At 66.5% G+C, this 23,264-nt stretch carries 21 protein-coding genes; 9 read left to right on the top strand and 12 right to left on the bottom strand.

All coding sequences use genetic code 11. The features are described 5' to 3' along the window. Positions 1-90 precede the first annotated feature (90 nt). Entirely contained in the window at positions 91-1,515 is a 1,425-nt protein-coding gene (locus QZM67_RS09265) for a PLP-dependent aminotransferase family protein (RefSeq protein WP_175021687.1), read from the top strand. A 188-nt stretch (positions 1,516-1,703) separates the two neighbouring features. On the opposite strand, the gene QZM67_RS09260 is transcribed toward QZM67_RS09265, so the two are convergent. The 3 genes from QZM67_RS09260 to QZM67_RS09250 all read right to left on the bottom strand — a co-directional run bounded on the left by QZM67_RS09260 (position 1,704) and on the right by QZM67_RS09250 (position 5,359). Further along, entirely contained in the window at positions 1,704-2,582 is an 879-nt protein-coding gene (locus QZM67_RS09260) for a hypothetical protein (RefSeq protein ID WP_175021688.1), read from the bottom strand. Positions 2,583-2,654: 72 nt separating this feature from the next. Next, the gene (locus QZM67_RS09255; RefSeq protein ID WP_175021689.1) at positions 2,655-3,770 is read right to left on the bottom strand and encodes a porin; all 1,116 of its coding nucleotides are present in this window, start codon (positions 3,768-3,770) and stop codon (positions 2,655-2,657) included. Between the two features lie 77 nt (positions 3,771-3,847). After that, positions 3,848-5,359, bottom strand: coding sequence for a PTS transporter subunit EIIC (locus QZM67_RS09250; protein WP_301802012.1), 1,512 nt, complete (start codon positions 5,357-5,359; stop codon positions 3,848-3,850). Positions 5,360-5,712: 353 nt separating this feature from the next. On the opposite strand from QZM67_RS09250, the gene murQ reads away from it, so the two are divergent. After that, positions 5,713-6,609, top strand: a complete 897-nt coding sequence (gene murQ / locus QZM67_RS09245; RefSeq protein WP_175021691.1) for an N-acetylmuramic acid 6-phosphate etherase — start codon at positions 5,713-5,715, stop codon at positions 6,607-6,609. Between the two features lie 54 nt (positions 6,610-6,663). Beyond that, a complete protein-coding gene (locus QZM67_RS09240; protein ID WP_175021692.1) occupies positions 6,664-7,470 on the top strand; it encodes a GntR family transcriptional regulator in 807 nt (268 codons plus the stop codon). 36 nt (positions 7,471-7,506) lie between these two features. Here the strand turns inward: QZM67_RS09240 and QZM67_RS09235 are convergent, their stop codons facing one another. Beyond that, the gene (locus tag QZM67_RS09235) at positions 7,507-8,457 is read right to left on the bottom strand and encodes a LysR family transcriptional regulator (RefSeq protein ID WP_301802006.1); all 951 of its coding nucleotides are present in this window, start codon (positions 8,455-8,457) and stop codon (positions 7,507-7,509) included. Positions 8,458-8,590: 133 nt separating this feature from the next. Here QZM67_RS09235 and QZM67_RS09230 point away from each other — a divergent pair, with 133 nt between their 5' ends. Together QZM67_RS09230 and QZM67_RS09225 are read left to right on the top strand one after the other, a co-directional pair. After that, positions 8,591-9,892, top strand: a complete 1,302-nt coding sequence (locus QZM67_RS09230; protein ID WP_301802005.1) for an MFS transporter — start codon at positions 8,591-8,593, stop codon at positions 9,890-9,892. Positions 9,893-9,929: 37 nt separating this feature from the next. Further along, the gene (locus QZM67_RS09225; RefSeq protein WP_301802004.1) at positions 9,930-11,114 is read left to right on the top strand and encodes a M20 aminoacylase family protein; all 1,185 of its coding nucleotides are present in this window, start codon (positions 9,930-9,932) and stop codon (positions 11,112-11,114) included. Positions 11,115-11,225: 111 nt separating this feature from the next. Here the strand turns inward: QZM67_RS09225 and QZM67_RS09220 are convergent, their stop codons facing one another. Continuing rightward, positions 11,226-12,431 carry a porin gene (locus QZM67_RS09220; RefSeq protein ID WP_301802003.1) on the bottom strand — a complete coding sequence of 402 codons (1,206 nt, stop codon included), beginning with the start codon at positions 12,429-12,431 and terminating at the stop codon, positions 11,226-11,228. Positions 12,432-12,803: 372 nt separating this feature from the next. Here QZM67_RS09220 and QZM67_RS09215 point away from each other — a divergent pair, with 372 nt between their 5' ends. Beyond that, positions 12,804-13,115: a carboxymuconolactone decarboxylase family protein gene (locus QZM67_RS09215; protein WP_301802001.1), complete on the top strand. Its 312-nt coding sequence runs from the start codon at positions 12,804-12,806 to the stop codon at positions 13,113-13,115. A 112-nt stretch (positions 13,116-13,227) separates the two neighbouring features. Beyond that, complete coding sequence (locus tag QZM67_RS09210) at positions 13,228-13,569, top strand: tautomerase family protein (RefSeq protein ID WP_367620434.1); 342 nt, start codon at positions 13,228-13,230, stop codon at positions 13,567-13,569. A 96-nt stretch (positions 13,570-13,665) separates the two neighbouring features. Here the strand turns inward: QZM67_RS09210 and QZM67_RS09205 are convergent, their stop codons facing one another. Beyond that, complete coding sequence (locus QZM67_RS09205; protein ID WP_175021699.1) at positions 13,666-14,823, bottom strand: alkane 1-monooxygenase; 1,158 nt, start codon at positions 14,821-14,823, stop codon at positions 13,666-13,668. Positions 14,824-14,857: 34 nt separating this feature from the next. Continuing rightward, the gene (locus QZM67_RS09200; RefSeq protein WP_301801998.1) at positions 14,858-15,889 is read right to left on the bottom strand and encodes a 2Fe-2S iron-sulfur cluster binding domain-containing protein; all 1,032 of its coding nucleotides are present in this window, start codon (positions 15,887-15,889) and stop codon (positions 14,858-14,860) included. 132 nt (positions 15,890-16,021) lie between these two features. Here QZM67_RS09200 and QZM67_RS09195 point away from each other — a divergent pair, with 132 nt between their 5' ends. After that, positions 16,022-17,038 (top strand): AraC family transcriptional regulator, encoded by a 1,017-nt coding sequence (locus QZM67_RS09195; protein ID WP_301801996.1) that lies wholly within the window; start codon positions 16,022-16,024, stop codon positions 17,036-17,038. Between the two features lie 45 nt (positions 17,039-17,083). Here the strand turns inward: QZM67_RS09195 and moaD are convergent, their stop codons facing one another. The 5 genes from moaD to fdhD form a co-directional block, all read right to left on the bottom strand. Then, positions 17,084-17,341, bottom strand: a complete 258-nt coding sequence (gene moaD, locus QZM67_RS09190) for a molybdopterin converting factor subunit 1 (protein WP_301801995.1) — start codon at positions 17,339-17,341, stop codon at positions 17,084-17,086. Positions 17,342-17,392: 51 nt separating this feature from the next. Then, positions 17,393-17,962 carry a molybdenum cofactor biosynthesis protein MoaE gene (locus QZM67_RS09185; RefSeq protein WP_043192060.1) on the bottom strand — a complete coding sequence of 190 codons (570 nt, stop codon included), beginning with the start codon at positions 17,960-17,962 and terminating at the stop codon, positions 17,393-17,395. A gap of 47 nt (positions 17,963-18,009) precedes the next feature. Next, complete coding sequence (gene moaA / locus QZM67_RS09180) at positions 18,010-19,134, bottom strand: GTP 3',8-cyclase MoaA (RefSeq protein WP_175021703.1); 1,125 nt, start codon at positions 19,132-19,134, stop codon at positions 18,010-18,012. Positions 19,135-19,351: 217 nt separating this feature from the next. Then, a complete protein-coding gene (gene glp / locus QZM67_RS09175) occupies positions 19,352-20,566 on the bottom strand; it encodes a gephyrin-like molybdotransferase Glp (protein WP_301801992.1) in 1,215 nt (404 codons plus the stop codon). Further along, positions 20,563-21,435 (bottom strand): formate dehydrogenase accessory sulfurtransferase FdhD, encoded by an 873-nt coding sequence (gene fdhD / locus QZM67_RS09170; protein WP_301801990.1) that lies wholly within the window; start codon positions 21,433-21,435, stop codon positions 20,563-20,565. The genes glp and fdhD overlap by 4 nt, the downstream gene beginning before the upstream one ends. A 425-nt stretch (positions 21,436-21,860) precedes the next feature. Between fdhD and QZM67_RS09165 the strand changes: the two genes are divergently transcribed. Beyond that, a complete protein-coding gene (locus tag QZM67_RS09165; protein WP_301801988.1) occupies positions 21,861-23,261 on the top strand; it encodes a cytochrome ubiquinol oxidase subunit I in 1,401 nt (466 codons plus the stop codon). The last annotated feature ends 3 nt before the right edge of the window (positions 23,262-23,264 follow it).

Raw genomic sequence — 23,264 nt, 5'->3', positions numbered from 1 at the left:
TCACGACGGCCCGGTCGGCGGGCGAAACACGTGCGTATCGGATGCATGCGGTCGGGCGACACGGCTGCGCAAGCCGGCGGGAGGCGCGCGATGAAACTCTATGAAAAACTCGCGGACGACATCGAGCGCCTGATCCGCCAGGGCGTGTACCGGCACGGCGACCGGATTCCGTCGGTGCGGCAGGCCAGCCAGCAGCACCGGATCAGCATCACGACCGTGCTGCATGCGTATCTGCTGCTGGAAAGCCGCGGGCTGCTGGAAAGCCGGCCGCAGTCGGGATATTTCGTGAACCTGCGCCGCGACGACAGTCATGCGCCGGTGCGCGAGCTGCGGCCGTCGAAGCCGATCGCGATCTCGTCGTCGGTTGACGTGAGCCGGCTCGTGCTGTCGACGCTGCGCTCGATCGGCACCGACGACGCGGTGCCGCTCGGCTCGCCGTATCCGGATCCGAGCCTGTTCCCGTTCGAGAAGCTGAACCGCTACGCGTATGCGGCCGGCCGCGACAAGTCGCTGTGGGGCGTGACGGACGGGCTGCCGCCCGGCCATCCGAGGCTGATCCGGCAGATCGCGCGCCGTTACCTGGAAAACGGGATGTCGGTCGACCCGAACGAGATCATCGTGACGGTCGGCGCGACGGAGGCGATCAACCTGTGCCTGCAGGCCGTTGCGAAGCCCGGCGACACGATTGCGGTGGAATCGCCGACGTTCTACGCGATGCTGCACGCGATCGAGCGGATGGGGATGAAGGCGATCGAGGTGGCCACGCACCCGGAATACGGGATCGACATCGCGGCGCTGGCCGCGATCGCGAAGTCGCAGCCGATCGCGGCATGCATGGTGATGCCGAACTTCCAGAACCCGCTCGGCTTCCAGATGCCCGACGAGCGCAAGCGCGAGCTGGTCGAGTTCGCCACGAAGGCCGGGATGCCGCTGATCGAGAACGGCGTGTACAACGAACTGTATTTCGGCGACGCGCATCCGAGTTCGCTGAAGTCCTACGATCGCAGCGGGATCGTGCTGCATTGCTCGTCGTTTTCGAAGAGCCTGACGGCCGCGTACCGGATCGGCTGGGCGCTGCCGGGCCGCTATCGCGACCAGGTCGAGAAGCTGAAATTCCTGAACACGCTCGCGACGCCGTCGCTGCCGCAGCTCGCGATCGCGGAGTTTCTCGAACGCGACGGCTACGAGCATCATCTGCGGCGTCTGCGCAAGGCGTATGCGCAGCAGGCGAACCTGATGCGCGCGATGGTGTCGCGGTTCTTTCCGGAGGGCACGCGCATCTCGAGCCCGGCGGGCGGGTACGTACTGTGGGTCGAGCTGCCCGCGCAGGTCGATGCGATGCGGCTGTACCAGCTCGCACTGGAGCAGGGGATCACGATCGGGCCCGGCTACATGTTCTCGATCACGGACAGCTACCGGAACTTCATCCGGCTGAACTACAGCAGCCCGTGGTCGCCGGAGATCGAGCAGGCGGTGATCGCGGTCGGGAAGCTGGCGGCGGCGTGCATGCGGTGAGCGGGGGCGGGCGATGCCTGCGCTTCGATGACGAAGCCGGCCTTGTGCCGGCTTTGTTATGTGCGCCCAGCATGGGCGCACTCCTGCGGGTGCAAGTCCCGCCATAAGCTTGACGGATGGCCGCGCCGTCCCGGCACACGGGATCGAACCGGCTCCCGCCGCGCACGGCCGGCCGGGATCTCCGTCGATCAGAGGCTGTCCAGGAACGCCTGCGTGACCGCCACCCACGGGCCGTTCCCGTCGTTGTTCGCATCGTATTCGACCGCGGGATTCTGGCCGCCCCAGATGATCAGGCCGGCCGCGGCGGTGCTGCGGATCGTGTTCAACATGCTCTGCCACGTCGACGCCGGGATCAGCGTCGTGTTCTGGTCGTAGTACTGCGGCCAGATGTACGGAAAGACCGGGTGCGTGCCGGTGCTGCTCTGGCGATCGATCGTTCCGGTCGTGGCGAGGTCTGCATTGAGCTGTGCGGCCCATGCCGCGCCCGTATACGGCGACGTGCCGTTGGCCTTCACGTATTCGCTCGGGAAGTACGCGGTTCGGCCGTTGTTGAGATCCATCAACTGCGCGATGTCGCGATAGGCGCTGGCGGAATCCACCGCGCTGATGTTGGCCGCGTTCGCGAGCCCGTACCACCCGAGCACGCGATTGGGGCGAATCGCCTGGGTCCATTGTTGAAGTTGCTTGAGGATCGCGAACCGGTTGGCGATCGTCGCCGTGCTGCCGGTCAGGTACAGCTTTTCGCAGTCGAGCACGAGATAGCCGGCCGAGTCGGCCGGCGTCGGATCGTACGTATTGACCAGCGCCTCCCAGTCGCTTTGCGACGGCAGTTTCACCTTGCCCGTCGATGCGTCGTACGTGAGCGGCTGGCAGTAGCGGGCCGGGATGAAGTTGGTCTTGATCGAGCCGTGCCCGAGTGAGACATCGGCGTATGCGGTGTTGTCGAGCACCGTAAACGACGACGCGGCATCGACGTCGCGGGGATGGACGAACGCAAGCGCGATCAGCGCGGCCGTGCCGACGATGGCGGTGCGCGATGCACGCGGGCGGAGGGATACGGATGGCATGGTTCGACTCCTGGTTGGCAAAGTGGAAAGGCGTGGCGGGCGGCGCATGGACTGCGCGCGCCGGCCACGCGGCTAGAACACCGTCTCGATGCCGGCATAGACGCCGGTTTGTCCATGACCCGGTGCGGGGTTCGTGCCCCAGCCGGCGTTCATCGGCCCCAGCCCCGGGCTCTGCGGATTGACGCCGAAATTGGCGTTGGCACTGTTGAACACGTGCGCGGCCATGCTGTACAGGAAGGTCCGCTTCGACAGGTCGTACATGCAGCCGACGCCGACCATCGTCACGCGCGATTCGCCGTCGTGATCGGCGGTCCACTTGCCGGGGCCGACCTTCATCGTGTAGGCCGCACCCTGCAGGTGGAGGAAGGGGTTCACGTCGTATGTGAGGCCGGCCCACCAGAGGTCGGCGCGGTCGGACAGCCCCGCCGGCGTATCGGGCGCGGAGTAGTGCGTGTAGGCGGCCTGCACGCGAAACGGGCCGAACCGGTCGCGCACGCCGACGAACAGCTCGCGCGAATAGCTGAACAGGTTGTTCTCGATGCCCTGCGCGTTGCGGATCTCGTCCCAGACCACCCGCACCTGGAAATCGCCGTGCGTGTAGGCGCCGCTGAAGCCGTCCGCGCGCCCGGCCTTGCCCGCATTGCCCGGATCGCCCGCGTTGAAGTTCGTCGGGCTGTTGCCCAGGTTCAGCTCCGCGTCGAACGAGAAGCCGTGCAGATCGGGCGACAGGTAGCGGATGCCGTTGGAGAGGCGGGAGCCGTTCCGGTACGCGACGAACGATTGCGCGCCGAAGTTTTCTTCGAGCAACGGGTCGTATTCCCATACGTAGTTGTTGAGCATGGGCCCCTGGCCGAACCGGATCGTGCCGTAGGTGTCGTTCTTCAGCCCGACCCAGGCCGCGCGCTGGAAGATCAGCCCGGCGACCAGCGAGCCGGTCGGCGTGAACGCCGACTCGAGCCAGAACAGCGCGTGATTGCCGTTTCCCAGGTCTTCCGTACCCTTCAGGCCGATGATGTTGACGCCCCAGTCGCTGCCTTGCGACCAGCGGGACGCGGGCCCGTGCGGTGTCTGCACGCCGCTCGTGTACTGGACGTCGCCGCCGAGGCGTCCCCACAGCAGGACGTTCGATTGCGCATGCGCGAGGGTCGTCACGAGGCACGCGACCGCGAAGGCGATTCCGCTTTTCATTTATTTAGCTATCCATATTGAACAGAGCGATAAAGAGACGGCTGCCCCCGGCACGACCGCCTTTCCGCCGGGTGCGCTCAGCGCGGCTGTTGCACCGGCAGCGGCCCGTCGGCGCGCGGTTCCGCGCGGTGCGAAGCGGGGCGAACGAACTGCCGGCGCTGATCCTGCGTCAGCCCGAAGCACCACGTGAGCACGAAGGCCGATGCATAGGCCGTCGCCGTCGCGAGGCAGTAGACCGCGATGCTGCTGCCCAGCCCCATCGGCCCCGTGACGAGCGGGATCAGCATCAGGTTGGCGGGGCCGATCGTGGTCGCGCCCACGAAATCGCCGTGGCTCGCGAAGTACCCGAGCACGAGCGCGCCGATGCCGCCGCCGATCGACGACGTGACGAGCGGGCGCCCGAGCGGCAGCGTGACGCTGTACAGCAGCGGTTCGGAGACGCCCAGCATGCAGGTCGGCAGCGTGTCGCGGATCCGCTGCTTCAGGCCCGCATCGTTCACGCGGAAATAGAGCGCGAAGGCCGCACCGGCCTGCCCGCAGCCGGACATCGCGAGGATCGGGAACAGCGCGGTGAAGCCGTATTGCGCGATGAGCTGCGCATGAATCGGGATCAGCGCCTGATGCAGCCCGAACATCAGGAGGCCCACGAACGACGCGGCGAGGACGAACGCGGCCGGCATGCCGCCGACATTCAGCAGGAGCGTGGTGAGCTTGCTGACGCCGTTCGTCAGCACGTCGGCCACCGGCATCAGCACGAACAGCGTCGCGACGCCCGCGACGAGCAGCGACACCGTCGGCGTCACCAGCGTCTCGATCGCCGGCGGCACGCGTGTGCGCAGCTTGCGCTCGACCAGTGCGACCAGCACGCCGGCCAGTAGCGCGCCCATCAGCCCGCCCTGGCCGGGCCGCAGCACGATCTCGCCGAGCAGCGGCAACGTGAACGCGGGAAGCTTGGTCAGCGCCGGGACGATCATCACGCTGGCGGCGGCGCCGCCGAGGCTCGGCGTGCCGTCGAATTCGCGCGCCGCATTCATGCCGACCTGGATGACCAGGAACGCGAAGAACGCCGTGCCGATCGTCGACGCGACGGTCGAGAGAAAGGTCAGGTCGCTCGCGCTGTCGGGCGGCGAATGCCGGGCCCAGAGCAGCAGCAGGCCGCCGAGCGCATTGATCAGCCCCGCGCCGACCAGCGCGGGAATCAGCGGCGTGAAGATCGCGGCGATGCGGCGCAGGAAGCTGCGCACCGCGCGGTTGCCGCGCTTGGCGGGCGCGGGCGGCGTCGCGGCCGGCGCATCGTCCGGTGCGCGTGCGTCGCTTGCATCGGGTTCGCTCGATGCCTGCGCGAATGCGCTCCATACCTGCTTGACCGCGCCGGGGCCGATCACCACCTGCAGCGGATCGCCGGTCACCACGCCCAGCACGCCGGGCAGTTGCCGCAGCGCGGCCGGATCGGCGAGCGCGGGATCGACGAGATTGACGCGCAGTCGCGTCATGCAATGCGTGTGATTGCGCACGTTCCGCGCGCCGCCGATCGCAACGAGAATCGCGCGGGCCAGTGTCCCGAACCGCTCTGCCGTGTCCGCCGCCATGCTTGCTCCTGTGAAATACCGAACCGCCCCGGTCCCGAGGCGGATACGTTGAACTGTCGATGGATTGGAACGTACCAATTCATATAATGGTTGGCAATAGGTAGTTTTTTAGAAGCTGTCCAGGGATCGGATGGATAGCTTTTCAGTTCCGGAGATAACAGGGGCAGAGTTGCGTCATGACGCGTTATTTCATTGGAATGTGCTTATTATCAATGGCTTGCGGGTGATCTGTTGCGGGTGGCGGCGAAGTTGGCGGCTTCCTTGATGCGACATCCGATGAATCGGTGATTTACAACCAATGCCATACCAATTATGATCGAACCCACTTCTCACCCAACCTGTGGAGTGCCCCCATGCCGCTGGACCGTTTGATCACCGAGCAGCCCAACGTCTTCAGCGCCAACCTCGATCAGCTCAGCATCGAAGAAGGCGTGGCGTTGATGAATCGCGAGGATGCGTTCATCGCGCCGTGCGTGGCGCGCGCGTTGCCGTCCATCGCGGCGGGGGTGCGGGCGGTCGCGCAGGCACTCCGCGCGGGCGGCCGGCTGGTCTATATCGGTGCCGGCAACAGTGGGCGGATCGGCTATCTCGATGCGCTGGAATGCCAGCCGACCTTCGGCATGTCGCCGCAGGAAGTCGTGGGCATCGTCGCGGGCGGCTTCGTCGGGGTGTCCGAGGGCATCGAGGATTCCGCGGAAAGAGGGCAGGCGGACCTGGAGGGCATCGCGCTGCGGCGCGAGGACGTCGTGGTCGGGCTGAGCGCGAGCGGCCGCACGCCCTATGTGATCGGCGCGCTTCGCCATGCGCGGCAGATCGGCTGCCGTACGGTCTCGGTGGCCTGCAATGGCGGGAGCGAGGTCGGCGCGGTGGCCGATATCGCGATCGAAGTGGACTGCGGCCCGGAGATCCTGGCCGGGTCCACGCGCCTGAAGGCCGGGACCGTCCAGAAGATGGTCTGTAACATGCTGTCGACGCTGTCGATGGTCGCGCTCGGCAAGACCTATGGCAATCTGATGGTCGACCTGCAGGTGCACAATCACAAGCTGCAGTTGCGGGCGCAATCGATCGTCGCGCAAGCGGCGGGTGTCGCGCCGGACGTCGCGGCGCGCACGCTGGCGGAAGCGGGCAACCGCCCGCGGATCGCGATACTGATGCTGTTGGCCGGTTTGAGCTGCAGCGAAGCCGAGGCGTTGTCCGTCGAGCATGGCGGATCGATTCATCACGCGCTGCAGTCGCGCAAGCCGTCCTGATGCCGTGCATCGCACCGTGTCGCCTGTTCAATCCTGACCATTTCTAGTGTATCGATGACGGAACGCCGCCTGGATGACCTTCTTTCGCCCGACTCGCAACCCGACGCGCACCTGTTCGGCGCGTTGCAGGTCGCCGAGTTGCATGCGCCGTCGTCGAGCGGCGCGAGAATGCCGATCGCGTCGCGACTCGCGCGGATGCTGCGCGCGCTGATCGTCGACGGCACGATGAAGACCGGGGAGAGCTTTCCGCCGGAGCGGGAACTGGCCGCCCAGTTGCAGGTGTCGCGCGACACCGTGCGACGCGCGATCGAGGAGCTGATCCGCCAGGGGCTCGTCGAGGCGCGGCAGGGCGCGGGGACGTTCGTCTCCGCGCGCGTCGAGCAACCGTTGACCGAGATCACCAGTTTCTCGGACGACATGCTCCGTCGCGGCTTCCGTCCGGGATCGCACTGGGTCAAGCGCGAATTGCGCCGCCCGACACCGGAGGAATCGCTCGCGCTGGGGCTCGCGCCGGATTCGGTCGTCATGCATCTGGAGCGCGTCAGAACGGCGGATGACGTGCCGATGGCCGTCGAGCGCGCGGTGCTGGCCGCCGATCTGCTCGGCGGCAACCTGGAATTCGGCGATTCACTTTACGGGGCGTTGAATGCCGCCGGCATTTGCCCGGTCAAGGCGCTCCAGCGGCTGCGTGCGGAGCTGGCATCCGGGCTGGATGCCGAGTTGCTCGGCATTCGCCGCGGCGATCCGGTGCTGCATATCGAGCGCCGGTCGTTTTCGGTCGAGGGGCGGCCGCTCGAACTGACGCGATCGTTCTACCGTGGCGATCGTTACGACTACCTCGCCGTGATGGGAAAGGCGTGATTGCCTGAGCGGTCGATCCGGTTTCCCGCTCCCCGGTCAGCCGGTCTCCGGCAGCCAGATCCCGGCCGGCTGCCGGCCGCGGATGTCCTGACGCCCCAGCTTGGTTCGCAGTCGCATCACGAAATCGCGTGCCGTCGCGGTCAATAGATCCTCGCTGGGATATGCGAGGTACATGCCAAGGCGCGGCGTGCCGCCGCGCAGTTTCAACTGCTTCAGCTTGCCTTCGCGAAAGCGCGGCTCAAGCAGCGGCAACGCGGGTGTCGTCCAGATCGACACGGCCGGCATGCGCAGCGACAGCTCGCCGTAGAGATTCATCGACGAGCAGCGGATCATCCGCTTCGGCAACGGCATCCCGTATGCGTTGAACAAGGTGACGACGAAGCTCGACGGGTCGTCCGTCGAGTCGAGCACGAGCCACGGCAGATCGTGCAACTGCTCGATCGTCAACGACGTCGGCCCGCCGTAGGAACCCGAAATCGTCAGCAACGTATCGAGCTCGTAAAGCCGCTGCCATTCGAACGACGTCGTCTGCGGATCGCTGTATTGCGTGAACAGCCCGACGTCGACGGTGCCGTCGCGCAACCCTTCGACGATCTGTTCCGCGCGCCACTCGAGTACGTGCAGTTTCGCGTCCGGGCGATTCGCGGCGAAGTCGGTCAGCGTCTCCGCGAGCGCCCGGCTCGACGCTGGCGGTGTCATCGCGAGCGTCAACTGCCCGTTCAACGCGCCGCGGATCGCCTCGACGTCCTCGATGATCCGGTGAACCTCGCGGTGAATCGCACGCGCACGCTTGAGCACGCCGACCGCATACGGCGTCAGGGTCGCGCCGCGCGCGGAACGCACGAGCAGCGGAATGCCCAGCTCGCCCTCCAGCTCCCGGATCGAACGGCTGACCGCCGGCTGCGTGACGAACAGCCGGCGCGCGGCTTCCTGCAGGCTGCCCAGCTCGGCGACCGCCTGCAGCGCTTCCAGTTGTCTCAGTTTCATGGTGCCGGCGCTTGTGTCTGGTTATAAGAAAACATCATAGGCCTAAAAAAATTTGTTTTGTCCGGGAATTTCTGTCCGGGAATGATGCGATGACAGGCGAATCGTGCCGATCCGCACAGTGAGGATTTTCCCGATGCAAAACTCCACCCTCGATCGAGCGGTCGATGCCGCACCGCGTACGCTGAATGCCACGGCGACCCGCAAGCTGATCGTCGCGACGTCGCTCGGCAACGGACTCGAAATCTTCGATTTCACCGTGTTCAGCTTTTTTGCCGCACACATCGGTGCCGCGTTCTTTCCGTCGCAGGATCCGCTGACCTCGCTGCTGCTCGCGGTCGGTACCTTCGGCGCCGGCTTTTTCGCGCGTCCGCTCGGCGCGCTGCTGATCGGCAGCCATGCCGACCGCGTCGGGCGCCGTGCGGCGATGACGATGACGATCTGGCTGATGGCGATCGGTACCTGTGCGATCGCGCTGTCGCCGACGTATGCGCAGATCGGCGTGGCCGCACCGCTGATCGTGCTCGCGGGCCGGTTGCTGCAGGGCTTTTCGGCGGGCGGCGAAGTCGGCGCGTCGACCACGCTGCTGATGGAGTCCGGCCAGGCGCGCCGCCGCGGCTACATGATCAGCTGGCAAATGACGAGCCAGGGCATCGCCGCGGCCACGGGTGCGGTGGTCGGCCTGATCCTGACGCGCGCGCTGCCGGCGGATGCGGTCGCGAGCTGGGGCTGGCGTGTGCCGTTCCTGATCGGGCTGCTGATCGCGCCCGTCGGCTACTACATTCGCCGGCATTTGCCGGATCACCATGCGCGGGACGGCGTGGAAAGGGTCCAGAGCCCGCTGCGCGAGTTGTTCACGAACCATGTCCGCGCGTTCGTCGTCTCGACGTTGATGATCATCAGCGGCACCGTGTCGATGTACACGCTCGTCTACTTCATGCCGAACTACCTGTCGCGCGTGATGCACCTGCCGGCGACGCTCGGGTTCTCGGCGGCGCTGCTCGGGTCGATCATGATCGTGATCGTGTCGCCGGTCGCGGGCGTGATCGCGGATCGTGCGATGCGCCGCAAGCCGCTCGCGATCGTGCTCGGCGTGATCGGCGCGAGCTGCACGCTTCCCGCGTTCTGGCTGCTCACGCATACGCCCGCGCCCGGCATCGTGCTGGGCGTGATCGCATTGATGGTCGCGCTGATGATCCTGGGCACGGGCAACGGGATGCTGATGATCATGGAAGCGTTCCCGGCATCGGTGCGCGCGAGTGGTTTTGCGAGTACGTATGCGACCGGCGTCACGCTGTTCGGCGGCACCGCGCAGTTCGTCGTGACCGCACTGGTCGTGCGGACTGGTCACCCCTTTTCGGCGGGGTGGTACGTGTTTGCCGCGAATATCGTCAGCCTGCTCGCCGTCTGTGCATACCGCGCGGCGAAGCGCGCGTGAGCGATGCCGTTCCCCCTTCTTCAGAGCCCCTACATTCATGTCGCAAGCCTCACTGATTCCGGCGTTGATCGAACGCCAACCGTTCTTCGCTCAATTGCGCCGCGAGGTGCACATGTATCCGGGCCTCGGCTTCGAGGTCCGGCGTACCGCCGACATGGTCGCCGAGCGCCTGCGCGAGTGGGGCTATGACGTGACGACGGGTGTCGGCGGCACTGGCGTCGTCGGTACGCTGAAGCTGGGCACCGGCACGCGCCGGATCGGGATTCGCGCGGACATGGACGCGCTGCCGATCGTCGAGAACACCGGGTTGCCGTGGAGCAGCAGAATTCACGGGCACATGCACGCGTGCGGGCACGACGGCCATACCGCGATCCTGCTCGCGGCGGCGTGGCAGCTTGCGCAGACGCGCGGGTTCGACGGCACGCTGCACCTGATTTTCCAGCCGGACGAGGAGAACCTGTGCGGCGCGAAGGCGATGATCGACGACGGGCTCTTCGAGCGCTTCCCGTGCGATGCGGTGTACGGCCTGCACAATTTCCCGGGCCTCGCGGTCGGCACCGCGCTCGTCGTGCCGGGACCGGTGACCGCGTCGTCGGACCGGATCAGCGTCCTCGTGCGCGGCAAGGGCGGTCATGGCGCGATGCCGCATCTCGCGCGCGATCCGGTCGTGGCCGCCGCCGCGATCGTGATCGCGCTGCAGTCGATCGTCTCGCGGAGCGTGAAGCCGGGCGACCTGAGCGTCGTCACGGTCGGCCAGATCAACGGCGGCTCCACGTTCAACGTGATTCCGCAGCATGCGGAACTGTCGATCAACGTGCGCGCGACGAACGTCGATACACAGAAGCTGATCGAGCAGCGCATCCGCGAGATCGTCGATGCGCAGTGTGCGTCGTATGGCGTGAGTGCGGACGTCGAGATCGAACATCTCGTGCCGGTGATGGTGAACCACGAGCGGGAAACGGCCTTCGCAGCGGAGATTGCGCGCGGCGTGTTCGGTGCGGAGGCGGTGTCGAGTACGCGCACGGCCGGCGGCTCGGGCAGCGAGGATTTCGCATGGATGCTGCAGGCGCGTCCGGGTTGCTATGTCGTGATCGGCAACGGGGAGGGGAGCTGGGGCGGGTGTTCCGTGCACAACCCGGGGTACGACTTCAACGACGAAGCCATTCCGTATGGCGCGTCGCTGTGGGTGCGACTGGTCGAGGCCTATCTGAAGCAGGCGTGACCGGGCGGTGGTCGCGCCGGCCGCGATGATCGGCCGATCGACGGAACGCATGGACACCGGGCGACGAGCCCGGTGTTTTTTTACGGATGCTTCGACGCAAGCGCGCCGAGTTCAGAACTGGTGCGCAATCCCGATCGACACGCTCGTCAGAGAATGCCCCTTCGCCACGATCGTCGAGCCCGACGTGCTGTCGTAGTTGTACGTGAGCGCCGATTGCGGGCCGTTCTTCAGGAACGCGACGCGCGTGTAAAGCGACGTGCGCCGGGAAAGGTAGTAGTCCGCTCCGATCGTGCCGCCCCACGCGTAATTCTGCTTGATCGTCGTATCGCGATAGTCGAGCGCGATCCGATACAGCGTGCGGCCGCTGAAGCGTTGCAACCCGACCGTGTACAGGCGCGCGATCGCATCACCGGCGTAGTGCGGAATGTATTGCAGGTAGCCGACCTGTGCGACGACGGGCCCGAAGTCGTGCTCGATGCCGGCGATGTACAGGTCCGTGCGCACCGATCCCGCGTCGCCCGTATTCGGGCTGCAACTGCCGGCGAAGCCCGGATCGCACCAGGTCTGGCTGTAGGCGATGCCCGCGATCGTCGTGTCGGAGTTGAACCCGAGCGATGCGCCGCGCGTGTGGACCGCCGGCCCCGGTGTCTGCGTCGTCTTGAAGCCGTAGCTGAAGCCCGCGGTGAAATACTGCAGGAAGCGCGGCGACGTATAGTTGATCAGGTTGTTCATCCGGTTGCTGCCGTCGGCTGTCGCGCCATGGCCGAGATCGGCGTTGACCAGGCCCATGTACGAGAACACTGCCTCGTGCGCGTTCGCGTAGAACGGATCGATCGCCAGCGCCGCGGTGCCGGTCACCGAATAGGTACGGCCCAGCGTGATCTTGCCGTAGCGCGGGTTGTCGAGGCCGATGTACGACGCGCGATTGAACAGCGAGTTCGTATCCTGTACCGCACCGTTGTTCGCGATGAATCCCGATTCGAGGCGAAAGAACGCGGTCCATTGGTCGCCGAGGTCTTCCTGTCCGTACAGGCCGAACTTCGAGGTCCACGTGTTGCCGCTCTGCATGCGCACCATCGACTTGCCGCCGGCGTTGATATAGTTGACCGCCATGTCGACCGAGCCGTACAGCGTGACGAAGCTGCGCCCGGTGGCGACGTTCCACGCCTGTGGCCCGAAGCCGGGCGTGACGGCGCCAATGACATAGGACAACTGACCGGATGCACAGGCAGGGGAGGTCGCGGTGAGCAGGAGCGCGCAGGTGCAGGTACCCGCGATCGTCGCGAAACGGATGGGGCGAGACTGGATGGAACGCATGTCGGTTTATTTATAGTGGCTCGAGCGTTGACGGGAACGGCGCGGCGCGCATCGCTCGTCGGGCATGCTTGCTGTCCGTCGATACGCGACACGTAAGCGTCACCGGACCAAAATCACAGCACCAATCAAATTCTTTAAGAGCTAAAAGATTTGGTTGGGAAGGAGGCAGGTCGCGGTTCGTCGCGGCGAGCGCAGGGCATCGACACCTGCCGGTGTTCCAGGTCGACACCGGTGAGAGGCCGCGCGGCACGGCCATGGCCGGCGAGATCCGGCCCACGGCAATCGTTCAAAAAAACGGGACCGTCGATTCAAATAATTCGAATTTTCAGAATGCCTAGACTGAAATCGTCAATCCCCACAACAGGTGACCCAATGGCCCAACCCGCTTCCGATCTGGAAAAAGTCGCCCGAATTGCCCCGAAGCTTGCTCAGTTGAGCGAAGACGTGCTGTTCGGCGATGTCTGGCAGCGCCCCGAGCTTTCGCCGAGAGAGCGCAGCATTGCAACGGTTGCCGCGCTCACGGCGCTGTATCGCCCCGAGCAACTGACCGGACATCTGCAGAGAGCGATCGCCAACGGCGTCACGAGGAGCGAGCTGGGCGAACTGTTTACCCACCTCGCGTTCTACGCCGGCTGGCCAGCCGCGGCATCCGCGGTCAATGCGCTGGCCGCGCTGCCGGAATAGCGGAGGGGGCGAGATGCCATATGCACGAATCGCGTTGCATGACGGTAAATCCGCCGACTGGCTGGCGGCGATTTAGACCAGCCTGCAGGATGCGCTCGAGGAAGCGTTCGAGGTGCCGGCGGGGGACTGTTTCCAAGTGTTTCAGCAGTGCCGGCAGGGCGAGCTCGTCTATGACCGGGACTACGGCGGCGGGCCGCGTAGCGGTGATTTCTTGCTGATCCACATCACGGGCGGCCGCCCTCGCAGTTTCGCCTGCAAGGAGGCGTTCTACGCGCGACTCGTCGAACGGCTCGCCGACAACCCGGGTATCGCGCCCGCGGACGTGATGGTGATCATCTGCACGACCGGCCCCGACGACTGGTCGTTCGGGCACGGCCGGGCCGCATCGCCACCGGTGGCGTCTGCTCATCAGGCCGTACCTGGTGACACCCGGATGCGGGATCCCCGAGCCTGACGCGGCTGCGTTCGCCGATCGACGCGCCGATCTCGTAGCGGGCCGGCGATGCACACCGGCCCGCTACCCGCGCGCATCGATCGCGCCGAATGCGATTCACGTCGCGGCCGCGAACTTGGCCACGCCGCTGCGTGCATTCGCGTCGGCCGCGAGGCGCCGCTCCAGGTCGGTCGCATGGTCACGATCCCATGCGAGCACCTTGGGCGTCATCAACGTGTGCCACAGCGGCGGAATCATCGCGACGACGATCGTCGTCAGGTAGCCGCCGATCATCATCGGGGCATCGGAAAACGGTTTGAGATCCTGATAAGGCACTTCGCCTTGCGCATGATGATGCGAATGGCGCGTCAGGTTGAACATCGACCACGAACTGATGCGCCGATTGGTATTCCATGAATGGCGCGGCTGAACCGGCGTGCCCGGATCGCGAACGATACCGTAGTGCTCCATGTAGTTGACGATTTCCAGCAGCGCTTTGCCCCACAGCGCGCAGAGCAGGAAGTAGGCGCCCGTTCGGTACCCGTCGATGCTCCACGCGCCCGCGAGCAACAGCACGCTCGTCAGGTGGCCGCGAATCACCGCGTTGAATGGCGTGAGCAGACCGTGCCCGGCACGCTTCAGGCGTTTCGCCTCGATCTTCCACGCGCTGACGTTGCCTTTGAGTGTCGACGCGACGACGTGAACATAGACATTGCGGCCGCGCGGCGCCGTGGCGGGATCTTCGGTCGTCGACACGTAGCGATGGTGCCCGTAGACATGCTCGATCGAGAAAATCGTATCGAAGCTGAACGCGAGCAGCCAGCGGCCGATGAACATCGACGTCCGGTCCCACGTGCGATGGGTCAGCTCGTGCGCGGGAATGGTGCCGATCATCCCGATCATCAGGCCGGTCAGCACGATGCCGGACACGTGGTGTAGCCCGTTCCCCGTCGCGCGTGCCGCCAGCGCGTCGTATCCGGTCACCCTTTCGATCAGCGCGCCGAACCCGAGCGGGTCGGATGCGGCCATCGACCAGACCGACGCGAACACGATCAGCGACAGCAGCGGCAGTGCCATCCAGAGTTGAAACGTCAGGATGCCGGAATGGCGCAGGACGGGTGTCGACGTGTCGTCGCCGCACAGCGCGTCGCCGACGATATAGAACGCGAGGATCGCGACCAGATCGATCGTGATCCACGCCCCGCCCGCGACGAACGCGGCGATCGACGAGAGGCCGATCACGTGAAACAGGAAATACTTCAGATAGTGGTGCATGGGAACGTCTCCTCCTCCGGGTTGGTATTGAAATTCACGAGATTGCCTGCGTGTCGTGCTGCGTCGTGAACCGGTCGGCGTGAATGTGCGCGTGGGACAGGCCGCGCGCGAGCAGCGCGCCGGTTGCCGCGTCGATCATCGGAGGCGGCCCGCACAGGTACGCATGTGCGTCCGCCGGCAGATCGTCGGCGATGCCGTTCGTCACCAGCCCGCGTGCGCCTCGCCATGACGAATCGAGCGGCTCTTCGGACAGGATCGGCAGAAAATCGAAGCGGTCGTGCCAGCGACGGGCCAGATCGGAAATCGTGTCGAGCGCGTACAGGTCGCGCTGCGCGCGTGCGCCGAACAGCAGCGTGACCGGCCGCGCCACGCGCGCCGCTGCGCCGTCTTCCAGCAGCGACAGGACTGGCGCGAGGCCGCTGCCGCCGGCAATCAGGATCAGCGGGGCGGCGGCGGCGCGCATCCAGAAGTCGCCGAGCGGACCTTCGACGGTCACCGTCTTGCCGACGACGTCCTGTTCGTGCACATGACCGGAAAACACGCCGCCGGGCACCTTTCGCACGAAAAACACCGCCTGCGCATCCGGCCGCACGCCCGTCGCGAACGAGTAGCTGCGGGCCTCGCCGGGCAACGACGCGAGGGACAGGCGTGCATGCTGCCCGGCCTTGTACGGCAGCGATTCGTCGAGCTGGATGCGCAGCCGCAGGATGTCGTGCGTCAGCCGGTCCTGGCCGATCACGCGGCCGCCGACCGTGCGTCGCGCGCCGTCACGGCTCATGTCGACGGCGACGGTCACGTCGGTTCGCGGGATGCTCTGGCAGGCCAGGATGAACCCCTGGTCGAGATCGTCGTCCGACAGGATGTACCCGGTCTGCGTGAGCTCCTTCACGCGACCGTCGATCAGCCTGCACTTGCACGTCGCGCACCCGCCGACCCGGCAGCTGTGTGGAAAGTCGATTCCCTGGCGCAATGCCGCCTGCAACAGCGTTTCACCCGGTTGAACCGCGATCGCGCGATCGTTGACGACGGCCGTCACAGTCTTGGGTTTTGTCAGGAAGCTGAGCATATTCCCTTCCGGTCGGTACGATTGAGGTGCGTTCATCGTAGGGAACCGGCCACGTTTCCGGGAGTGCTCGAATTGACATCGATGGCGCATTTGCGGTCAATTGATGTCCGTCACGCAACGAGGATGTCCGACATGTCCGAGACGGACTTTTTTCTTCAACCGCAGTACGCGCTCCAGATCTCGGATCAGGTCGTCCGAATGGGCGCGCGTTTGCCCGACTGGTTCGTGCAGCTGCAGCGGCCGGGCGCCAACGGCGAACTGACGGTCCAGGATTTTTCGTTCGACGCGTTCAAGCGGCTGGTGAGCGACGCGATCGATGCAACCGGCGAGCCGGCGTTCGGGCTGCTCGTCGGGGAACGGCTGCGTATCGGCAGCCACGGGATACTCGGCTATGCGATCACCAACAGCGTGACGCCGAGACAGGCACTCGAACTCATCGAGCGTTTCGTGCAGGTGCGGACCTCGCTCGTTTCCGCGAAGCTCGAGGTCGCGGGCGAACATGTGCGGCTCGTGTTCGTCGAGCGCCATCCGCTCGACGGCATCCGGCAGCCGGTGATGGAAGCGATCGTGCTGACGATCAAGAACCTGCTCGACTACATCACGCGCGGTGCGAGTTCGGCATCGTTCGTGGCGCTCCCGTTCGATGTGCCGGACTACGCGAATCTGGCGAGGGACCTGTTCGGTTGCGACGTCCGTTACGGCCTGAACTGGACGGGCCTGGATTTCCGGGCCACCGATCTGGACCGGGCGCTCGACAGCAGCAATGCGCGCGCGTTGACGGAGGCGGTGCACATCTGCCAGACCGAACTCGCGAACCTGACCCGGCAGCATACGCTGCCGTCCAGGGTCCGGCGGCTGATGCTCGAGAAGGTGGGCGCGTTCCCGTCGCAACAGCAGACCGCCCAGCTGCTGAACATGACGCCGCGCACGTTGCATCGGCGCCTGGCCGACGACGGAACGTCGTATCGCGAGATCCTCGAAGGCGTGCGCCATACGCTGGCGCTCGAGAGCGTGAGGTCGAGCAAGCTCAGCCTGCAGGAAATCGCGTTTCTGCTCGGCTACGACAGCCTCGGCAATTTCCGGCGTGCCTTCATCCGCTGGGAGGGCAGGTCGCCGTCGGAATTTCGTCGCGCCGCCACGGGTGCGTGATGCGTGGCGAACGGCGATGCCGTGCTTGCCGGGGGCGGCGCGGCGTTACCCGCCCGTCACCGGCGGAAAAAATGCCACCTCGCTGTCCTCCCGCACGATGAATTCCCCCGTCACCATCTCGAGATTGACGGCCGCGCGCACGGGCCGGTCCATTCGCAGCGCTTCCGCGCTGCGCGCGTCGCGTGCTGCCAGCGTGTCGCGCAGCGCGTCGACGGTGAGTTCGCGCGCCTCGATCTCGACGATTTCCTCGTCGCGATCGAGTTGTTCGCGAATGCTTGCAAAGTATTTGATCGTCAGTTTCATCGCGATGTCTTGAAAGGAATCGGCGGAATCGGAACACGCGCAGCGCGCACGTCAACCCCAGCGCCGCATCGCCTGGTCGTCGTGCGCCTTCGCCTCGACCCAGCCGGATACGCCGTCGTGGCGGATCTCCTTCTTCCAGAACGGTGCATGGGTCTTCAGGAAGTCCATCAGGAATTCGCACGCATCGAACGCGGACCCGCGATGCGCGGCCGCCACCACGACCAGCACGACCGCCTGGCCGAGCGGAATGCGCCCGACACGATGCACGATCTTGATCGCTTCGAGCTGCCAGCGCGCGCTGGCTTCCTCGACGATGCTCCACAGGGCCTGTTCGGTCATCGTCGGATAGTGCTCGACCTCGAGCGCGACGACATCGTCGACGTCGCCTTCGTTGCGCACGACGCCGAGGAAATTCACGACCGCGCCGACATTCGGATTACGAACGATCGGCGCGAGCTCGGCGCCGGCGTCGATCGGCGCGTACTGCACGCGCACTTCGAAGCCGGCGGTTATCGATGGTGGCGGCTCGGGGTGCGGCTCGGTCGCGCCGTCGGGAGCGGGGCCGCCGGCGTGCAACGGATCGTCCGGCAGCCCGGCACGGGATTCGGTGAAGGTCGTCATGACAGGTTCTCCTGTAGGCGGTGCGTTCTGTGTCGCGCGGCGGCCCCTCAGCCGCCGACCAGCGACATGCGCACGGTCGGATAGGTCTTGCCCGGCGCGCGGGCCGGCCGTGCGGCCCGGCGCTCGGAATAACGGTCGTCGCGGTGTGTCCAGCGATCGCGCACGGCGGCGGCGAGGTCGGCGGTCGATGCTGCGTCGTCGAGCCACGGCCGCAGGTCGGTGTCTTGCGTCGCGAACAGGCACGTATAGAGCTTGCCGTCGGCCGACACGCGGGCGCGCGAACAGGTGCCGCAGAACGGATGCGACACGCTCGCGATGAAGCCGACCTCGCCGGCGCCGTCGATGTGTGCGCAACGGATCGCGGTCGCGTCGTGCGCCGGTTCGCCGACGAGCACGAGCGGATAGTGTTCGTCGATCGTTTCGCGCATTCGTGCGGCCGGCACGACCTTGTCGCCGGACCAGAAGCTCGCGCCGCCGACGTCCATGTACTCGATGAAGCGCACGGCCACGCCGGTATGACGGAAGTGGCGCACGAGCGGCAGGATCTGGTCGTCGTTCACGCCGCGCTCGATCACCGCGTTGACCTTGACCGGTGCGAGCCCTGCCGCCTGCGCGGCCTCGATGCCGGCCAGCACGCGCGACACGGGCACGTCGGCATCGCTCATCCGGCGGAACACCGCGTCGTCGAGCGCATCGAGGCTGACGGTCACGCGCGACAACCCCGCGTCGCGCAACGTGCGCGCCTTCGCGGCCAGCAGCGAGCCGTTGGTCGTCAGTGCGATTTCGACGGGCTTGCCGTCGACGGTCGTCAGCGCGGCGAGGCGTTCGATCAACGCTTCGAGGTTGCGGCGCAGCAGCGGTTCGCCGCCCGTGATGCGGATCTTTTCGACGCCGAGCGACGTGAACGCGCGGGCGATCTTTTCCAGTTGCGCGAACGACAGCCGTTCGGACGACGGCATGAACGCATAGTCGGCGCCGAAGCTTTCGCGCGGCATGCAGTAGCCGCAGCGGAAATTGCACTGGTCGATCACGGACAGGCGCAGGTCGCGCAGCGGGCGGCCGAGCGTGTCGGTCGTGCGGGGGAAAGCGCCGGGCGATGCGCCGCCGGAAAGTGCGGCAGCGGCCGGCGCGGCGGAAACGATGGCATTCACGATCGGTTCGTCGGCCTGCAAGAAGTAAGCGGTGGGGCGTCGCCGGTCGGCCGTGCGTGTGCGGATGGGCAGGCGCACGGCGCGTGACGAGCCTCTTCGTGAGGATAGTCCGCCAGGTTTTTCCGGCAGGGACACAATCGCGCCCGAATTGCAGGAATACAGTTCGGCGCGCGGCCGGTGCGGCCTGCGTGGCCTGTCTGGCGAAGGGCGCGGATCGGGCGCGTGTCCGGCGTCGCGATCATGCGAGCCAGTGCGTGAATTCGTAATACGGTACCGCGTCGCCGCACGCGATGCGCTGCCCGGCCGGCAGCCGGGCCAGTCCGCTCGCCTGCACGAGCGACTGCAGCGTGCCGGCGCCTTGCTGGCGCAGCGTGTCGAGGGCGGGCATGCCGTCGAGGCCGACGGTGCAGTGCACGCGCACGAAGCGCTCGCGCTGCGCATCCGGTTCGAAGTCGCCGTCGATCGGCAGCGACGGCACGATCGGCAGGCGTGCGCTGCGCCCCTGCAGGCGGCGGATCAGCGGCGCGACGAACAGCGCGAACGCGGTCATCGCGGCGCCCGGATTGCCGGGCAGCAGCACCACCGGTTGCATGTCGAGCCGGGCGAGTGCAACCGGCTTGCCCGGCTTCATGCGCACGCCGGCGACGATGAACGAGGCGCCGAGCGCGTCAAGCGCGGGGCGCAGCAGATCCTTGTCGCCGACCGACGCGCCGCCGACGCAGATCACGAGGTCGCAGCCCGCGTGCAGATCGCGCAGCGCACGATCGACGGCGGGCGCGGTGTCGGCCGCATGCAGGCTCATCGCGACCTCGGCGCCGGTTCCCGACACCAGCGCGGCGAGCATCGGCGCATTGCTGTTGTAAATCTGTTGCGGCGCGCGGGGCTGCCCGCACGCGACGAGTTCGTCGCCGGTCGTCAGGATGCCGACGCGCAGCGCCCGGCGCACGTCGACGCGCGCGAACCCTTGCGCGGCGGCCACGCCGACATGCATCGCGCCCATCCGCACGCCGGCCGGCACGAGCAGGTCGCCGGCGCGCACTTCCTCGCCCCGGCGGCGGATGTGCGAGCCGCTGCGCTGCGGCGCGTCGAACGCGACCCAGCCGTCCTGCTCGCGTGCATGTTCCTGCATCACGACGGTGTCCGCGCCCGGCGGAATCATGCTGCCGGTGAAGATGCGTGCCGCCGTGCGCGGGGCCAGCGGCGCCGGGGTGTCGCCTGCATAGCAGCGCTGGGCGACGTGCAGCGGCTCGCCCAGTGCGAGATCCGCGTGACGCACGGCGTAGCCGTCCATTGCGCTCTGGTCGGCCGGCGGCTGGTCGAGCACGGCGGTGAGCGGCGCGGCCAGCACGTGGCCGGCGGCTTCCGCGACCGGGCGGGAGATCGTGGCCTCGAGCGGCGCGAACGCGCTGGCGAAATGCTGCTGCGCGGTATCGAAATCGGTAAGGGGTTTCATCGGGAGAGAGCCGGATGCGCTTGAGCGAGCGCCGGTTGATCAGGTTGAACGGCGTCGGGCGACACGTACTCGACGAAACCGTCGTTGCGGCAGAAGCCGAGCAGCCGCACGCCCGCTTCGCGGGCGACGTCGATCGCGAGCGACGTCGGCGCCGAGATCGTCGCGATCATCGGGATGCCGACCCGCGCGGCCTTGCGCACCAGTTCATAGCTTGCGCGGCTCGACAGGAACACGAAGCCGTCGTGCAGGTTCGCGCGGCGCCGCGCGAGCCGGCCGATCAGCTTGTCGAGCGCGTTGTGGCGGCCGACGTCCTCGAACACGTCGAGCACGGCGCCGTCGCGATCGCACCAGGCGGCCGCGTGAATGCCGCCCGTCTCGCGCATCAGCGCCTGATGGGCCGGCAACGCGCGCGCGGCGCGGGCGATCGCGTCCGCGCCGATACCGGCTGCGGTGCCGGCGGCGGCGATGCGCGGCGGGTGCAGGTCGAGCTGCGCGATGCTTTCGATCCCGCACACGCCGCAGCCCGTGCGGCCGGCCAGCGCGCGCCGGTGCGCCTTCATCGCCATGAACGCCTGCTGCGACACGGTCAGCCGCACTTCGGCGCTGCCGGGCCGGCATTCGCTTTCGATATCGAAAACGTCCGACGCGCGCTCGACGATGCCTTCGCTCAGCGCAAAACCCAGGCCGAACACGTCGAGGTCGATCGGGGTCGCCATCATCACCGTGTGCGCAATATCGTTGAACACGAGTGCAACCGGCGTTTCGTCGACGACGCGGTCGACGGTGTCGCGCGCTTCGCCGGCACGGTGACGTGTCACATGACACGCGGTGCTGCCGGTCGGATCGTCGCGGCGGATGCAGGACTCCATGCGGTTTTCTCCAGGCGGATCGGCCGGCGGGCCGGCCGGGTCGGGCGCGGATGCCCGACCAGGGGATTCGATGCTGCCGGGCGGGCGCGGCCGAGGGGCGCGCCGTGGCCGCGGGCAGGCGTTGAGTCGGATGTTAACGGGGATGAAAGGTGCGCCGGATGTACAGCGCTGCAACGCGGAAAGCAGTACAGCTGACCATCCCGCAGGCACGAAATGTGTTTTCCGGGCACACATCTTCGGCAACGGAAGCAGCACAGTTTCAGCGCACGTTCGAACGATTGCGAGTATCGTTGCAAACGCGATATCGTCATTCACGCTTCGATGCCATGCGAGTGACCGTTTGTGTTCGCATGTGTTGTCGCCAAGCCGTCGCGCGATTTCCTGCTTCGGGCGTACGTCCTCACAACCACGAGCAAATTACGGTCATGGAAATCTTCGATGCGTTCCATCTCGCCCGATTGCAATTCGCGTTCACGGTGTCGTTCCACATCGTGTTTCCCGCGATCAGCATCGGCATGGCGAGCTTCCTGGCGGTGCTGGAATGGCGCTACCTCGTCACCGGCGACGCCGCCTACAAATCCATGTTCCAGTTCTGGTCGAAGATCTTCGCGATCGGCTTCGGGATGGGCGTGGTTTCCGGCGTCGTGATGGCGTACGAGTTCGGCACCAACTGGGCCGGCTTCTCGCGCGTCGCGGGCAACATCACGGGCCCACTGCTCACGTATGAAGTGTTGACGGCATTCTTCCTCGAAGCCGGTTTCCTCGGCGTGATGCTGTTCGGCTGGCAGCGCGTGAGCCCGCGCGCGCACTTCTTCGCGACGCTGATGGTCGCGGTCGGCACGCTGATCTCGACGTTCTGGATTCTCGCGTCGAACAGCTTCATGCAGACCCCGCAGGGCTACAAGATCGAGAACGGCCTCGTCGTGCCGGTCGACTGGTTCAAGATCATCTTCAACCCGTCGTTCCCGTACCGCCTCGTACACATGACGATTGCGGCATTCATCGTCGCGGGCTTCATCGTCGCCGCGTGCGGCGCGTGGCACCTGCTCAAGGGGCGCCGTGACGAGCCGGTGAAGCGCAGCTTCTCGATGGCGCTGTGGATGCTGCTGATCCTCGCGCCGATCCAGATCGTCGTCGGCGACGCGCACGGGCTGAACACGCGCGAATACCAGCCGGCGAAGATCGCGGCGATCGAGGGGCTGTGGGAAACCGAGAAGGGCGGCACCGCGCTGAACCTCGTCGGGCTGCCCGACATGCAGGCCGAAACCACGCACTATGCGATCCAGGTGCCGCACCTCGGCAGCCTGATCCTCACGCACAGCTGGAGCGGCGAGATTCGCGGGCTGAAGGAGTTCCCGCCGCAGGATCGCCCGTATTCGCCGATCGTGTTCTGGACGTTCCGGATCATGGCGGGCCTCGGGATGCTGATGCTGCTCACCGCGCTGCTCGGGCTGCTGCTGAGAAAGGGCGGGCGCCTGTATGAAGCGCGCTGGTTCCAGTGGTTCGTGGTGGCGATGGGGCCGTCGGGCATCCTCGCGCTGCTCGCCGGCTGGATCACGACCGAGGTCGGGCGGCAGCCGTGGACCGTGTACGGCGTGCTGCGCACCGTCGATTCGGTCGCGCCGCTCAGCGCGCAGCAGGTCGGCGTGTCGCTGCTGATCTTCGTGGTCGTGTATTTCCTGGTGTTCGGAACGGGTATCTATTACATGATGAAACTGATGAAGCGCGGGCCCGCTGCCCAGGCCGGGTATATCGAGCTGCACCGGCACCCGGGGCTGCGCAAGAGCGCGCTGTCCACGCCGCTGAACGTGACCGAAGCGGAGTAAGCC

It is taken from the genome of Burkholderia sp. AU45251 (genome assembly GCF_030482905.1).
GTDB lineage: Bacteria > Pseudomonadota > Gammaproteobacteria > Burkholderiales > Burkholderiaceae > Burkholderia > Burkholderia aenigmatica.
Note: the sequence above shows the minus strand (reverse complement) of the source record. Positions and strands in the feature narration are given on the sequence as shown.